The following is a 14,777-nucleotide window of genomic DNA, read 5'->3' as shown; positions in this document are numbered from 1 at the left end:
TTACGACCTTTGTCGCAGTCGTCCTAGCCCGCGCGACCGCAGAGGACGGCCGCACGCGGCGATACGGGGCGAAGTGCGACCTTGGTCGTAGATGCCGCGCGGGCTGCAATGCCGTAGACCGCTGCCGACACGATGGACGGACAAGGCCGGAGAACCGGCTCGTACCATGCGCATGGGGGATGGACGGATGACGATGGCCATACGCGACCCGCGGATTTTCGGACGGATGGATGGTATCGCTATCAGCCTTATTGCGCTCGCGGCGGTCCTAGCCTGCGCGCCAGTCTCGGCCCAAACCGCTACCCCGCCCCCTGCCCCGGTCAGCGATCAGGCCGCGGGCACGCCGGCGCCCGCCTCCGTCAGCGACATCGTCGTCACCGGTACGCGCATCACGTCGAGCGGCTTCAACGCGCCGACGCCGACGACAGTGATCGGCGAGGAACAGATCCTCAAGAACGCGCAACCCAACATCTTCACGACGGTGGCGCAGTTGCCGTCGCTCCAGGGCTCGACCGGCGCCAGCACGGGGACGTTCAGCACGTCGAGCGGTGCGCAAGGGCTGAGCTCGTTCTCGCTGCGGGGTCTCGGCACGATCCGGACGCTGACCCTGCTCGACGGCCAGCGCGTCGTCGGCGCCAATGTGACGGGCGTTCCCGACATCAGCCAGTTCCCCCAACTCCTCATCAAGCGGGTCGACATTGTCACGGGCGGCGCGTCCGCATCCTATGGATCGGACGCGGTCGGCGGCGTGATCAACTTCATCACCGACACGAAGTTCACCGGGTTCAAGGCGAACGTCCAGACGGGCGTGACCACCTATGGCGACGATGGCCAGGTGTTGGTGCAGGCCGCGGTCGGCAAGAGCTTCGCGAACGACAAGCTGCACGTCATCCTGAGCGGCGAATATGCCAAGGAACAAGGTGTCGGACCCGGCAATTTCGGCGAAGACCTTGCCGGCAGCCGGGACTGGTACCGGGCGACGACCCTGGTCGACACGGGCATCCGCAACAATGGTTCGCCCCAGTTCCTGTACCGCGACCACGGCCAGGCCTATCAATACACCAAATACGGCCTGATCAGCGCGGGGCCGCTGCAAGGAACGGCGTTCGACGCCAACGGCCAGCCGTTCGCGTTCCAATACGGGTCCAACGGCGTTCCCGCGAAGAACGCGGCGGGGACGGTCACGGGATGTTATGTCGGTTTCTGCGTCGGCGGCGACCAGTCGGGGCATGTCGGCTCTGGCACATCGCTGCAATCCGCGATCCAGCGCCTCAACGGCTATACCCGCATCAGCTATGACGTCGCGCCCGATATGGAGGTCTACATGACCGCCAACGTCGCGCAGGTGAAGACGCACAATCAGCCCAACCCCGGCGCCTCCAAGACCGGACTGACGATCCAGTGCGCGAACCCCTATCTGCCCGCCTCGATCTCGGCCGCCTGTGCCGCCAACGGCATCACCACGTTCTCGTACGGGCTGAGCAACGCGATCCTGCCCAACATCCAGGTCAACACCGACCGCCGCCAATATCGCTTCGTCGGGGGCCTGAAGGGCAAGGCCGATCTGATCGGGACCAGCTGGACCTATGACGCATCGTACGAGCACGGCACCAACATCACCGACATCAACGTCGATAACGTCAGCCTGACCGGCCGTTACAACCAGGCGATCAATGCCACGCGTATCAACGGTCAGATCGTCTGCGCCGATGCGGTCGCACGTGCCGCCGGCTGTCAACCGATCAACATTTTCGGCGGCGCTACGCCGTCTGCGGGTGCGCTGGCGTATATCACGCCGGAAGCCGGTCCATTCCAGCATACCAAGCAGACGCAGGATGCCGCCGCCGGGAGCATCTCGGGTGAACCGATCACGCTATGGGCAGGCCCCGTCGCGCTGGCAGCCGGCATCGAATGGCGCCGCGAATTCTACCGCGTGAACGCCGATCCCTACGGCGCGGGCGTCTCGGCCCTCAGCCCGAATTCGGCGCTGTATCCGAGCGATCCGAACCTGAACTCGACCGTCGGCAGCAACTGGTACGCCGGCAATTACAAGAACGGGACGGGCCGATACACCGTGCTCGAGAGCTTCCTCGAGCTCAACCTTCCGATCCTCAATTCGGAAACGCTGGGGCGCGCGAACATCAACGGGGCCGGACGCGCCACGCGCTATTCGACCTCGGGTGTCGTCTACGCCTGGAAGGTTGGCGGGACATGGGAGACGCCGCTCGACGGGTTCCGCCTGCGCGCGGTGACGTCGCGTGACGTGCGGGCGCCGAACCTGTCGGAACTGTTTGCGGCACCGACCACGACGACGGTCCCCAACTTCACCGATCCTTTCCGCAATACGCAGGTGCTGATCATCCAGAACACCATCGGCAATTCGGCGCTGCGTCCCGAGATCGCGCGCAGCACCGAGGCGGGCATCGTGTTGTCGCGGCCGAAATGGTTGCCGGGGCTCAGCCTGTCGTTCGACTATTACGACATCAAGGTGAACGACGTCGTCTCCAGCCTGTCGGCGGCGCAGATCGTCAACCTGTGCTTTCAGGGCAATACGGACACCTGCAGCGCGTTCAATCTGCAGAACGCGGCCGGACCGAACTTCGTCAACGTGCAGTCCTTCAACCTGGCATCGATCAAGACCAAGGGCTTCGACATCGAGGGCAGCTACCAGTGGCGCCAGCCGCTGGGGATGGACGGCACCTTCTCGGTCCGGGCCCTTGCCACCCACGTCATCAAGTTCGTGACCGATCCCGGCCTGCCCGGCACGATTCCGGTGGATACGGCGGGCGCGAATTCCGGCGCGATCCCCGACTGGAAATGGCTTGCGACCGAAAGCTATGACAACGACCGGTTCAGCATCACGCTGCAACAGCGCTGGTTCAGCGATGGCGTGATCGGTCATCAATATGTGGTGTGCAAGCCCGGCAACTGCCCGGTATCGACCGCCAACAATCCGACGATCGATTACAACAGGATGAAGGGCGCGTTCTACTTCGATGTCGGCGGTGCGTTGAACGTTACCAAGCAGGTCAGCATGTTCTTCAAGGTCGACAACCTGTTCGATCACGATCCCGAACCTTCGCCGCAGACCAATACGGGGCTCGACGTAAACCCTGCACTCTACGATACACTGGGTCGGTTCTATCGGATCGGCGTGCGCGCACGGTTCTGACACCGGATTTCTGCCACTCTCATGCCGGGCCAAGCTCCATGACCATTGCACGACGCGACCTCATTCTCTCTGCCGCAGCCCTCGCGATCGGTGCCGGCAGCGCGGCGGCGTTCGGCGCGACCCGGCCCGATCGCAAGCTCGGCTATGCGATCGTCGGGCTCGGGTCGTACGGGCTCGACGTCATCATCCCGCAATTCGCCAATTGCACGCACAGCCGGCTGGCGGCGGTCGTCAGCGGTGACCCCGTCAAGGCGCGGCGCGTCGCGGCGGCGCACGGCCTGCCGGCTAGCGGAATCTATTCCTACGAAACGTTCGATTCGATCCGCGACAATCCCGACGTCGACATCGTCTATGTCTGCCTGCCGAACGCGTTGCATGCCGCGTACACGATCCGCGCGGCCAAGGCCGGCAAGCATGTGCTGTGCGAAAAGCCGATGGCGGTCTCGGTCGCGGAATGCGAGGCGATGATCGCGGCGTGCAAGGCCGCCAACCGCAAGCTGATGATCGGCTATCGCTGCCATTTCGAGGCCTATAATCTGGAGGCGATGCGGCTGGCGCGTACGGGTGCCGCGGGCAAGATCCGCTACGTCCGGTCCGAGCACGGCTTCGTGCAGCGCGACCCGGCGAAATGGCGGTTGAAGCGGGCACTGTCCGGCGGCGGATCGCTGATGGACATGGGCATCTATAGCCTTCAGGCCGCACGCTACATGATCGGCGAGGAGCCGATCGCGGTGACCGCGCGCGAATCCACCGACCGCAGGGATCCGCGCTTTACGGAGGTCGAGGACATGCTCGACTGGACGCTGGAATTCCCCTCGGGCGCGATGGCTGGGTGCCAGTCGATGTACAGCGCCAACCAGAACCGCATCCTGTTGATGGGCGACGCCGGCCGGATCGAACTGGAACCGGCAACGCGCTATGACGGCAACCAGATGTGGGTCGGCAAGGACGGCCGCGAGCGCGCTGTCCTGCCGCCCGGTGGCCCCGGCAAGACTCAGTTCGCGGGCCAGCTCGACCATCTCGCCACGTGCGTGAGCAGCGGACGCGAGCCGATCGTGTCCGGCGAAGAGGGTCTGCGCGACATGCGGATCGTCGAGGCGATCTATCGATCCGCTCGTGAGGGACGGACCATTCGTCTGGACGGCCGCGCATGATCGCGCGGATGCTTGTGACGCTGCTGGCGTTCGGTTCGACCGCCGCGATCGCGCAGACGACGGATCCGACCGCGTTCGCGTCGGGTGTCGACGTCACGGCGCAGGTTGCGGCGATGGCGAAGGCGATGAAACCGGGACAAGGCTTTGCGTGGCAGCCGTTGGTGCGCGACGGCGAGACGGTCGCCGCGCTCGAATATTGGAAGACGCCGGGGCGCCCGGCCGTGCATCCCGATCAGGCCGAATATGCGATCGTCATCGCCGGTGCGGGGACGTTGATCTCTGGCGGAACGCTCGAGGCTGCAAAACCCGTCAAGCCGGACCTGACCGAGGGCGACCATATCATCGGCGGAACGACCCGGACGCTCAAACCCGGCGACGTCATGCTGATCCCGGCGGGGGTGCCGCACTGGTTCGGCATCACGGGTGGTCGCCTGGTGCTGCTGGGCACCAAGCTGCCGGTTCGCCGCTGAACTCAGCCCTGCCAGCCGGCGCGCAACGGCAGGCGGAGAACACGGTCGTTCGCGGTCAGGTACAGCACGCGCCCCTGCTCGCCGAACGCGCAGTTGGCGATCGGCGCTCCGGTGGAAATCAGCCCAAGCGGTTCGGCTTCGGGCGTCAGGATCATCATTCCGCCCGGCACCGAGCAGACCATCGTGCCGTCGCGCGCGACCTTCATGCCGTCGGGCAGGCCAGCGCCGCCGCGCGCGTGCATCGGTTTGAGATCGAGCCACAGGTCGGGCGTGCGGGACTCCAGATCATAGACCATGATCCGCGGTGCTGCTTCGTCCGAGACCGACACGTAGAGCCGGGTTTCGTCGGGCGACAACGCGATCCCGTTGGGGCGGGTGAGGCTGTCGTCGAGCAGGTCGACGCCGCCGCCCGGGGTCCAGCGATAGACGCCATTATACGCCATCTCCTTGTCCGGCGACGCATCGCCGCCGACCAGCCCGTACGGCGGATCGGTGAAGTAGATCGCGCCGCTCCGCGCGACGTGCAGATCGTTGGGACTGTTGAACCGCCGGCCGCGGTACCGGTCGACCAGCACGGTGCGGCGGCGCGTGACGAGATCCACGCGGTCGATCGAGCGGCCGCCGCTGTTGGCGATCAGCAGCCCGCCCTCGCGGTCGAGCGCGAGGCCGTTGGCGCCGGGCTCGCGGACGCGGGTCGGATCGGATCCAGAGGCTCCCGAGGGATCGAGGAACGGCGTCGCAGGCCCGCCGCTGCGCCACTGCCGGACGATATTGGCGGGCGGATCGGAGAAGAGCAGATACCCCCCTGCCTCCACCCACACGGGTCCCTCCGCCCAGCGGATCCCGGTGGCTATCGTCTCGATCACCGCATCGGGCGCGATGATCCGATCGAGCGGCGGCGACATCCGCGTGATCCGCGGCACGACCGCCGGAGCCGCCGCCGCCAGTCCCGGTCCTTCGGTGCCGAGCATCGCCAGCCCGCCGATCAGGACGCTGCGCCGGTCGACCGCCAAACGACGCGGTGGCGCGGGCATACGATGGTCCCGTCCTGCTGGTCCCCACGACATTGCCGACATCCTCCGCGTTGCACTTGGTAGCGCTATCGCTCAAGAGACATGGATAAGAGCGGGAGGATGACGGTGTCGATACCAAAATGCGGATATGCCGCAGCACTAGCGTTGAGCGCAATTGTGACCGTCCCGGTTTGGGCGGCCGATGCGCGGACGATTGCGATCGACGCGTCGGCCCGGACAACGCCGCGCGACCGGATGGCGGAACTGTCGGTCGGTGCCGATTTCCCCGGCACGCTGCAGCGCGAGGACAGCCTGGCGCAACTCGCCACCGTCCAGAAGGAACTCCGCTTTCGCTATATCCGCTTCCACAACGTGTTCGCCGACCAGCTGGGCGTGTACCGCGAGGTGAACGGCGCGCCCGTCTATGACTGGCGCAAGATCGACACCCTGTACGATCGCCTGCTTTCGCTGGGCCTCAAGCCGTTCATCGAGCTCGGCTTCACGCCCGATGCGATGAAGACGTCCGACCAGACGATCTTCTATTGGAAGGGCAATACGTCGCATCCGCAGCCCGAAAAATGGACCGCGCTGGTCGACGCGTTCACACGGCACCTTGTCGACCGCTACGGCGCGAAGGAAGTTCGCAGCTGGTATTTCGAATTCTGGAACGAACCCAATCTCGCCGGCTTCTGGCAGGATGGCGATCAGGCCGCCTATTTCGACTATTACGGGCGCACCGTGCGCACGATCAAGGCGATCGACCCCGCGTTGCGCGTCGGCGGCCCCTCGACCGCGGGGGCAGCCTGGGTCCCCGAATTCCTGGCCTATGCGAAGGCGCAGGCGTTGCCGGTCGATTTCGTCAGCACGCACACCTACGGCGTCGAGGGCGGTTTTCTCGACGAGAAGGGCGAAGGCGACAACAAGCTGTCACGCGATCCCGATGCGGTGGTGAAGGACGTGCGTGCGGTGCGCGCGCAGATCGATGCCGCCGGTCGGCCCGGGCTGCCGCTGTTCTTCACCGAGTGGAGCACCAGCTACAATCCCCGCGATCCGATCCACGACGATTATCTCGGCGCGGCGTATATCCTGGGCAAGCTGAGGCGGACCGAAGGCATCGCGCAGGGCATGAGCTACTGGACGTTCAGCGATTTGTTCGAGGAACCCGGCCCGCAGACCAAACCGTTCGAGGGCGGCTTCGGGCTGATGACGCCGCAGGGCGTGCGCAAGGCGACCTGGTTCGCGTATAAATATCTCGCCGAACTGGGCGACCGCGAGCTGCCGACCGGCGACGACCAGAGCATCGCGGCGATCAAGGGGCGGACGATCCAGCTGCTCGCGTGGCGCGACGTTTTGCCCGACCAGCCGGTGAGCAATCGCCCGTTCTTCTCCAAGGTCCGCGTTCCCGCGCGCGCGGCGCCGATCGATATGAAGGTCGGCGGCCTGAAGCCCGGGTCGTACCGCGTGACGATACGCCGCACGGGCTTTCGCCAGAACGACGCCTATACCGCGTATCTCGAGATGGGCCGTCCGACAGTACTGACCAAGGCACAGCTCGCACGGCTGCAGACGACGACGCAGGATCCGCTGATGACCAGCACGGTGCGTGTCCATGCCGACGGGACGGCGACGCTGGACCTGCCGATGCGCGATCATGACGTGGTGATGGTCGAACTCACACCGGCCTAAACCCTGCGCTGGCGCGGCACGCGCGGACACTTTCGTCATGTTCGGGGATTTGGTTGCCAAGTTGCGCGCGCATGACGCGCGCGCATGCAGCAGGAGTTCGCCATGCTCATCGATCTTTCCGGCAAGACCGCACTCGTCACCGGCTCCACCGAAGGCATCGGTTTCGGGATCGCGCAGGGGCTCGCGCAGGCGGGCGCCACCGTCATCGTCAATGGCCGCACCCAGGCGAAAGTCGATGCGGCGGTCGAAAAGCTCGGCAGCAAGGCGCGCGGAGTGGCGGCGGACCTAGGCAACGTCGAGGGCCATGACGCGCTGGTCGCTGCGGTGCCCAACGCAGACATCATCGTCAGCAACCTCGGAATCTTCCAGCCCGCTGATTTCTTCGACGTCGATGACGCGACCTGGGATCGGCACTGGCAGGTCAACGTGATGGCCGGCGTGCGGCTGGCGCGCGCCTATCTGCCGGGGATGGCGGCGAACGGCTGGGGTCGCCTGTTGCTGCTGTCGTCCGAAAGCGCGTTCAACGTGCCCGTGGAGATGATCCACTACGGCGTCAGCAAGACGGCCGATGTCGCGCTGGCCCGCGGTCTCGCCAAGCGGATGGCGGGCACCGGCGTCACCGTCAACTCGGTGCTGCCGGGGCCGACGCTGTCCGAAGGCGTCGAGGCGATGCTGGAGGACGAACGCGCAAAGACGGGCAAACCGATCGACGAGGTTGCCGCGGCGTTCGTGCAGACTCACCGCCCGAGTTCGATCATCCGCCGCGCCGCAACCGTCGAAGAGGTCGCGAACCTGGTCGTCTACCTCGCCTCGCCGCTCGCCTCCGCCACCACGGGCGCCGCGATGCGCGTCGATGGCGGTGTGCTCGACACGCTCTGAGACTGGAGGCACGGCGCCGTGGACCAGTTTCTCGCCGCGCTCGACCAGCTGCCGATCGGCTATAGCGAAGGCCGATATGCGGGCCATCGCTGGGGCGTGACGCTGGACATGGCGGCGGATCGCCGGCGATGCTGGCTATGGGGAGAGCAGCTTGGCGGGACCGGACGGGTGAGCTTCAACCTCTATCGGCTGGCGGACGGGCCGGTGCTGCGCCCGTGCGAGATGCCGGCCGAAACGGTGATCGCGTTCGTGCTAGCGTACCGGCCCGATCCGGATCTCATCACGCCACCACGGCCAGCGTCGGTCGATCCGGTTCGGCGCCGCGGTCGACTACTGATATGCGCCTTGCCGATCGTTCGCGCTGCATTGGCGGGATCGTTCGCTCTACCGGGATGATTGCGACGTGATGAAGACTCTTTGCCGTTTTGCTGCCCTCACCTCGGTCGCGGCGATGGCCCCGGCGCAGACGGTACCCCCACCGAAGGTTGCGGCGGAGGCTGCAACCGCGCGGTCACCCGCGGACGTGTACGGCGCGCTGTTCCGCGCAGTGCAACAGCAGCACGTGTTCGCGGACGGCAAGACGTTCGTCGATGCCGTGCCCAAGCGTTCCGCCGACACGATCATGGCAGCCTATGCGCGGACCAAGCCTTACGGCCCCGCCTTGAAGGCGTTCGTGCTCGCCAATTTCGTCGTGCCGGGCGAGAATGATCGCGGCTCGGGCGATCTCCGGACGCATGTCCGCGCGCTCTGGCCGCAACTGGTACGCGAGCCGGTCATACCCGTTGCGGGCAGCTCCGCGCTGCCGCTTCCTGCCCGCTATGTCGTGCCCGGCGGGCGCTTTCGCGAAATCTATTACTGGGACAGCTATTTCACGATGCTGGGGCTGAAGGTCGATGGCCAGCAACCGCTGGTGGAATCGATGCTCGACGATTTCACGAGCCTGATCGAGCGGTATGGGCATATTCCGAACGGCACGCGGACCTATTATCTCAGCCGCTCGCAGCCGCCTTATTACGCGCTGATGCTCGATCTTTCGACCAACACCGACCCCGCAATCGCGAAGCGGCGGCTGGCGGCTTTGCGCACCGAACACGCCTTCTGGATGAAGGGCGAAACCTGTGCAGCCGGCAGGCGGGCATGCCTGCGCGTCGTGCGGATGCCCGACGGCAGCGTGCTCAACCGCTATTATGACGACCGCGATACGCCGCGCGACGAATCCTATGCCGAGGACGTCGCGACCGCCGCCAAGGCCGCCCCCCGCCCCGCCGCGGCGACGCAGCGCGATCTACGCGCCGGCGCGGAAAGCGGGTGGGATTTCAGCTCGCGCTGGCTGCGCGATCCGCAGTCGCTGACGACGATCCACACCACCGACATCGTCCCCGTCGATCTCAACAGCCTGATGTTCGCGATGGAGCGCGCGATCGCCGCGCGCTGCCGCACTGCAGGCGACGGGGCGTGCGCCACTGCGTTCACAGCGCGCGCGACACAGCGCCGAACCGCGATCGACCGCTATCTCTGGCAGGCGGCGACCGCGCGCTATGCGGACTGGGACCTGTCGACCGGCAAGCCGACCGCGAGCGTCAACGCTGCGATGCTGCACCCGCTGTTCGTCGGGCTCGCGTCGCCCCCGCAGGCCAAGTCGGTCGCGGCGACGGTGCGCCGATCGCTGGTCGCAGAGGGCGGGTTGCGCACCACGACGCTCAAGACCGGGCAGCAATGGGATGAGCCCAATGGCTGGGCGCCGCTGCAATGGATCGCGATCGCCGGGCTCGACGCCAATGGCGAACCGGCACTTGCCAAGGACATTGCGCGCCGCTGGATCGGGACGGTAGGCGCGGCCTATGCGGAGACCGGCAAAATGCTTGAGAAGTACAATATCGAGCAGCGCACGCCCGGCGGCGGGGGCGAGTATCCGGTGCAGGACGGCTTTGGTTGGACCAACGGCGTCGCCAGCGCGATCCTCGACCGCTATCCCGATTTCGCAGTGCGGGATCAAAACCCGGGGAAATAACGGCGATCAGCGCGGCGGTGGTGGCCGTACGAAGATTTCTGCGGCAGAGGGCACGACGGGGTCGGGTCGAGACGGCATGCGACGCCATCCGCTGCGCAATATCGCGAAGGTGGCAGCGGCAACGACCAGCGCGATCGCCAATCCAGCTGCGTAGGGCCGCTCGCGGGGGCGGTCATCCGAATCCCATACACCGTCCCAGTCCTCGTCGGCGCGCGGGTGGCGGGGTTCGTCCAATTCTGTGTCGTAGTCGCTATAGTCCATCCGGTGCGGCCTCTTTCCGCGGCGGTAGGGCGATTGTCCGGCGCCTCGCTGGCACCCGGTATCACCGGTCTTTACATTATCGAACGGGCCAGCGAGGGACATCCCCCGCCGGCCGCACGATCACTTGCCGCGAAGCGTGTTGATCAGCGCGATGCCGAGCACGCCGGCGACCGCAGCTGCCGCGAACGGACGCTCCTTGGAGAACTGGCGGACATAGTCGACCAGCGGGCGGACGTTCTCTTCGACGACGTCCTTGGCCTGGCCGACGGTCTTCTGAACCGTGCCGCTCAGCTGATCCGCGACGCCTTCGCTCTTCAGCGCCGTATCGCCGGTTGCGGTGCCGAGCGTTTCCTTGGCCTTGCCGCCGAAATCGGTTGCGGCGCCTGCGAGCGTGTCGGTGTTCATAGATCGTCTCCTTGGATGTTAACGGACCGAAAAAGCTTCGATTATAAAAGCTTCGTTCGGGGATGCAGCGTGTCGGTAACGTCGCGGGCGTCATTACGATCCGCGAACGATCCGGATTAGGGACGGTTCACCGCATCCCCGCTCGCGATCAGCCCGCAGCCCGCAGCCCGGCTGAGGATCCGCGAAAGCTGCTCGACCGAATAGGGCTTGTGCAGCAGTTCGAACCCGTGCGTGCCGTCCTGCGCCAGCACGCTGCTATAGCCCGAGGTCAGCACCACCGGCAGCGTCGGATAGGACTCGCGGATCGCCTTGCCGAGTTCGATCCCGTTCATGCCCGGCATCATCACGTCCGAAAAGACGATGTCGAACCGGGTCGCATCGGCCGCGAGTTCGGCGAGCGCCTCCTGCGCGTCCGCCGCCCACACCGTGCTGTAGCCGAGCTCGGCGAGCGACTGGGTCGTGAAGGTGCCCACTTCGGCATTGTCCTCGACCACCAGGACGCAGGTACCGTGCCCATCGGCAAGGCCCTCGCCCGCAGCGTCGACCTCGGCCGGTGCCGCCTGATCGACCTGCGGCAGATAGAGCGTGAAGACCGTGCCGCGCCCGACCTCGCTCTCGACCGTGATGTCGCCGCCCGATTGCTTGGCGAATCCGAACACCTGGCTGAGGCCCAACCCGGTCCCCTGCCCCACCATCTTGGTGGTGAAGAACGGCTCGAAGATGCGCTCGAGCGCGTCGGGTTCGATCCCCGAGCCGCTGTCAGACATCGAGATCGCGACATAGCGGCCCTCGACCGCGGGGTGCGAGCGGACCATCGGGATGCGCCCGGTCGAGCGCACCGTGATGTCGATCCGCCCGGCCCCGTCCATCGCATCGCGCGCGTTGACCGCCATGTTGACGAGCGCGGTATCGAGCTGGCTGGGGTCGACGCTGGTAAAGCACGGCGTTTCGGGGAGATCGATCGAGATGACGATCCGCGATCCGGTCAGCGTGCCGAGCATGTCGGAAATGACGCGCAGGGACTGACCGACGTCGATCACCTCGGGCTGGAGCGCCTGACGGCGTGCGAAGGCGAGCAGCTGGCCGGTCAGCTTGGCCGCGCGATCGGCGGTATCGGAGATCGCGTCGATATACCGCTCGCGCCGTTCGGGGCTGAGATCGGGGCGTTTGAGAAGATCCGTGGCCGAACGGATCACGGTGAGCAGATTGTTGAAATCATGCGCCACGCCGCCGGTCAGCTGGCCGACCGCCTCCATCTTCTGCGACTGGCGCAGCGCGTCTTCGGCGGTCTGGAGCTCGCTCGTGCGCGCCGCGACCTGCTGTTCGAGCGAGGCGGCCAGCGTGCTCAGCGCCCGTTCCGATCGACGCCGCTGCGTCGCGATCCGGGTCCGTTCGGCGACTTCGCGGATGAACACGACTTCGTCCGCCCGCCACCGCCGCGCGCTGGCCGAGCCGATATACAGCATCGCGACGAGCGCGCCGTTCTCCATGACCGGCATGTTGATGATCGCGCGCGCGTCAAGCGACTCGAGCGCCGCTGCGGTCGTGCCGGTTCTGGGATCGGTCCGCGCATCCTCGACGCACACCTCCTCGCCGCGCTTTAGATCGTCGATGTACGACCCATAGCTGCGCAGCGCGAAGGTACCGGCCAGAGGGGCTACCTGCGGTGCGCTCCAGTCGCGGACGATCGTCACCGTCTCGGCGGACAGGTCGATCTCGCCAAAGCCCGCGCGACTGGCCTCCAGCGTGCTGCCGATGATCCGCGCCGCCGCAAACGCGATGTCGTCGGGCTCGTCGATATCGCGGAACACGTCCCCCAGCTCGACGAGCCCAGCGCGCATGACCTCGTTGCGCTGATGCTCGGTGATATCGGTCGAGACGCCCGCGATCCGCAACGCCTCGCCCTTGGCATTGTAGAAGGGCTGACCGCGCGACGCGATCCAGCGCACTTCGCCATCCGGGCGCCGGATCCGGTAGACGACGTCATAGTCAGTGCCTTCGGCGATGCAGCGACGCGCTTCCGATGCACTCTTCTCGCGGTCGTCGGGATGGATCGCCTGCAACCGATCTTCATAGGTGAAGGGCTGATCGATCGGGCGACCGAAGATCTCCTTGCAGGTTTCCGACGCGATCAACTGGTGGCTGACGATGTCGAGCGTCCAGGTGCCGAACCGCGCCGCCCGCAGCGTGAACGACAATTCGCGCTCCTGCTCCTTCTGCAGCCGCAGCCGATCGGTCAGCTCGGCCATCAGCGACGCGTTGCTCGTCTCGAGCCCGCGCATCTTGTCGCGCTCGATCGTCACATCGACCTGGCTCGCGAAGAAATAGGCAAGCACGCCCTCGGTATCGTAGACCGGCGCCAGCAACAGCCGGTTCCAGAACAGTTCGCCGTCCTTGCGGTGGTTGCGGACGTCGATCTCGAGCGACTGGACCTGCCGCACGGCATCGCGGATCGTGGCGACCGTCGCGGGATCGGTTTCCGGCCCCTGGAGAAACCGGCAGTTGCGCCCGAGAATCTCTTCGCGCGTATAACCGCTCAACCGGCAGAACGCGTCGTTGGCGAACACCACCGGATTGTCCGGCAAGCGCGGATTCGTGATGATCATCGGCATCCGCGTCGCCCGCACTGCCGCGACGAACGGATCGGTGCCGACGTCGTGACCCAGCACCTGCGCCGCGATGCGCTCGGCATCGGCGGTCAGGATCGGGGGGGTCTGGGCAGCAGTGTCGGTCGTATCGGTCAAGGCTGCCTCGATTGTCGCTAAGCCTCTGACATCTAGGCCACGCTCGCCACCGCCGCAACGCTGGAACCGCGGCGGCACGCGATGCCGCGCTTGTCACCAGCGGACGGGACGGCGCCATGTGTTTCCCCCTTGCCTCGCCCGGCGGCAGCGGCATGGGTACGCCGATGACCGACGCCGCCAAACTCACGATCCACCAACAGGGCACCGAGCGACGCCCGCTGATCGCCATCGACGATTTCTGGCCGGACCCCGACGCGTTGCGTGAGGATGCCGCAAGCCTGCGCATGACCAGCATCGGGCCGCATTATCCCGGCGTGCGCGCGGCGGTGCCGGCTCGCCTGGCGGAGACGATGCGCCGGCGGATCGCGCCGCTGCTCGCCGAGCATTTCGCGCTCGACCCCGCGCCGGCGGTATCGGAAAGCTATTATTCGCTGGTCACCACCGCCCCCGCCGACCTCGCGCCGATCCAGCGGCTGCCGCATTTCGATGGAGTCGAGGCACGCCGCATTGCGGTACTGCTGTTCCTCGGCCACGGCGAACAGGGTGGCACCGCCTTCTACCGGCAGCGCGCGACGGGGTATGAGACCGTCGATGCGTCGCGGCTCGACCGCTACAGGGCAGCGCTCGACACCGACGTGCGCACGCACGGTCTGCCTGACGCGGGCTATATCGCCGGCGACACGCCGTTGTACGAACGGATCGCGGTGCAGCCCGCCGTCTTCAATCGCGCGATCGTCTATGCGGGGAACACGCTGCACTGCGCCTATCTGCCCCCCGAGGTCGCGCTGCATACGGATCCGCTGGCGGGGCGGCTGACGCTCAACCTGTTCCTGTTCGACGACTGAGAGCGCGCGCGCCCACGTCACGCGCACCGCTGGCGCGTACAGCGCTGACATCGCTGTGAATACGTATGCTGGTTTCTTCTGTTACGACCCCGAGGGCGGTACAGCATCCCCAGGACAATCGACGCGCCTGAACGACG

The 14,777-nt window shown here is 66.3% G+C and carries 11 protein-coding genes; 8 read left to right on the top strand and 3 right to left on the bottom strand.

Features of this window, described 5'->3' with window-relative positions:
* Nucleotides 1-187 precede the first annotated feature (187 nt).
* Genes C8J26_RS12415 through C8J26_RS12405 form a run of 3 tightly spaced genes read left to right on the top strand, consistent with a single transcriptional unit; the run spans nucleotide 188 to nucleotide 4,796 of the window.
* Nucleotides 188-3,172, top strand: coding sequence for a TonB-dependent receptor plug domain-containing protein (locus C8J26_RS12415; protein ID WP_244185288.1), 2,985 nt, complete (start codon nucleotides 188-190; stop codon nucleotides 3,170-3,172).
* Between the two features lie 38 nt (nucleotides 3,173-3,210).
* Complete coding sequence (locus C8J26_RS12410; RefSeq protein WP_107958378.1) at nucleotides 3,211-4,326, top strand: Gfo/Idh/MocA family protein; 1,116 nt, start codon at nucleotides 3,211-3,213, stop codon at nucleotides 4,324-4,326.
* The gene (locus C8J26_RS12405; RefSeq protein WP_208631388.1) at nucleotides 4,323-4,796 is read left to right on the top strand and encodes a cupin domain-containing protein; all 474 of its coding nucleotides are present in this window, start codon (nucleotides 4,323-4,325) and stop codon (nucleotides 4,794-4,796) included. The genes C8J26_RS12410 and C8J26_RS12405 overlap by 4 nt, the downstream gene beginning before the upstream one ends.
* 2 nt (nucleotides 4,797-4,798) lie before the next feature.
* Here the strand turns inward: C8J26_RS12405 and C8J26_RS12400 are convergent, their stop codons facing one another.
* Nucleotides 4,799-5,830: an SMP-30/gluconolactonase/LRE family protein gene (locus C8J26_RS12400; RefSeq protein ID WP_107958377.1), complete on the bottom strand. Its 1,032-nt coding sequence runs from the start codon at nucleotides 5,828-5,830 to the stop codon at nucleotides 4,799-4,801.
* A 156-nt stretch (nucleotides 5,831-5,986) separates the two neighbouring features.
* Between C8J26_RS12400 and C8J26_RS12395 the strand changes: the two genes are divergently transcribed.
* From C8J26_RS12395 to treF, 4 genes are all read left to right on the top strand, one after another.
* On the top strand, nucleotides 5,987-7,495 hold the full coding sequence (locus C8J26_RS12395; protein ID WP_244185287.1) for a GH39 family glycosyl hydrolase: 1,509 nt from the start codon (nucleotides 5,987-5,989) through the stop codon (nucleotides 7,493-7,495).
* A gap of 102 nt (nucleotides 7,496-7,597) precedes the next feature.
* Nucleotides 7,598-8,374, top strand: a complete 777-nt coding sequence (locus C8J26_RS12390; RefSeq protein WP_107958923.1) for an SDR family NAD(P)-dependent oxidoreductase — start codon at nucleotides 7,598-7,600, stop codon at nucleotides 8,372-8,374.
* Between the two features lie 18 nt (nucleotides 8,375-8,392).
* On the top strand, nucleotides 8,393-8,770 hold the full coding sequence (locus C8J26_RS12385; RefSeq protein ID WP_208631387.1) for a hypothetical protein: 378 nt from the start codon (nucleotides 8,393-8,395) through the stop codon (nucleotides 8,768-8,770).
* Nucleotides 8,771-8,780: 10 nt separating this feature from the next.
* Nucleotides 8,781-10,385, top strand: coding sequence for an alpha,alpha-trehalase TreF (treF, locus tag C8J26_RS12380; RefSeq protein ID WP_425275409.1), 1,605 nt, complete (start codon nucleotides 8,781-8,783; stop codon nucleotides 10,383-10,385).
* Between the two features lie 381 nt (nucleotides 10,386-10,766).
* On the opposite strand, the gene C8J26_RS12375 is transcribed toward treF, so the two are convergent.
* On the bottom strand, nucleotides 10,767-11,051 hold the full coding sequence (locus tag C8J26_RS12375) for a CsbD family protein (RefSeq protein WP_056411191.1): 285 nt from the start codon (nucleotides 11,049-11,051) through the stop codon (nucleotides 10,767-10,769).
* A gap of 116 nt (nucleotides 11,052-11,167) precedes the next feature.
* Nucleotides 11,168-13,795 (bottom strand): PAS domain-containing protein, encoded by a 2,628-nt coding sequence (locus tag C8J26_RS12370; protein WP_244185286.1) that lies wholly within the window; start codon nucleotides 13,793-13,795, stop codon nucleotides 11,168-11,170.
* 116 nt (nucleotides 13,796-13,911) lie between these two features.
* On the opposite strand from C8J26_RS12370, the gene C8J26_RS12365 reads away from it, so the two are divergent.
* The gene (locus tag C8J26_RS12365; RefSeq protein WP_244185285.1) at nucleotides 13,912-14,640 is read left to right on the top strand and encodes a DUF6445 family protein; all 729 of its coding nucleotides are present in this window, start codon (nucleotides 13,912-13,914) and stop codon (nucleotides 14,638-14,640) included.
* Nucleotides 14,641-14,777: the final 137 nt, after the last annotated feature.

The sequence above is a fragment of the Sphingomonas aurantiaca genome (assembly GCF_003050705.1).
GTDB lineage: Bacteria > Pseudomonadota > Alphaproteobacteria > Sphingomonadales > Sphingomonadaceae > Sphingomonas > Sphingomonas aurantiaca.
The sequence above is the reverse complement of the archived record's forward strand: the minus strand, read 5'-3'. Positions and strand labels throughout refer to the sequence as shown.

Coding starts and splice junctions, on each gene's coding strand:
- C8J26_RS12365 (WP_244185285.1), top strand. CDS start 13,912: ATGTGTTTCCCCCTTGCCTCGCCCGGCGGCAGCGGCATGGGTACGCCG.
- C8J26_RS12405 (WP_208631388.1), top strand. CDS start 4,323: ATGATCGCGCGGATGCTTGTGACGCTGCTGGCGTTCGGTTCGACCGCC.
- C8J26_RS12400 (WP_107958377.1), bottom strand. CDS start 5,830: ATGCCCGCGCCACCGCGTCGTTTGGCGGTCGACCGGCGCAGCGTCCTG.
- treF (WP_425275409.1), top strand. CDS start 8,781: ATGAAGACTCTTTGCCGTTTTGCTGCCCTCACCTCGGTCGCGGCGATG.
- C8J26_RS12390 (WP_107958923.1), top strand. CDS start 7,598: ATGCTCATCGATCTTTCCGGCAAGACCGCACTCGTCACCGGCTCCACC.
- C8J26_RS12415 (WP_244185288.1), top strand. CDS start 188: ATGACGATGGCCATACGCGACCCGCGGATTTTCGGACGGATGGATGGT.
- C8J26_RS12410 (WP_107958378.1), top strand. CDS start 3,211: ATGACCATTGCACGACGCGACCTCATTCTCTCTGCCGCAGCCCTCGCG.
- C8J26_RS12375 (WP_056411191.1), bottom strand. CDS start 11,051: ATGAACACCGACACGCTCGCAGGCGCCGCAACCGATTTCGGCGGCAAG.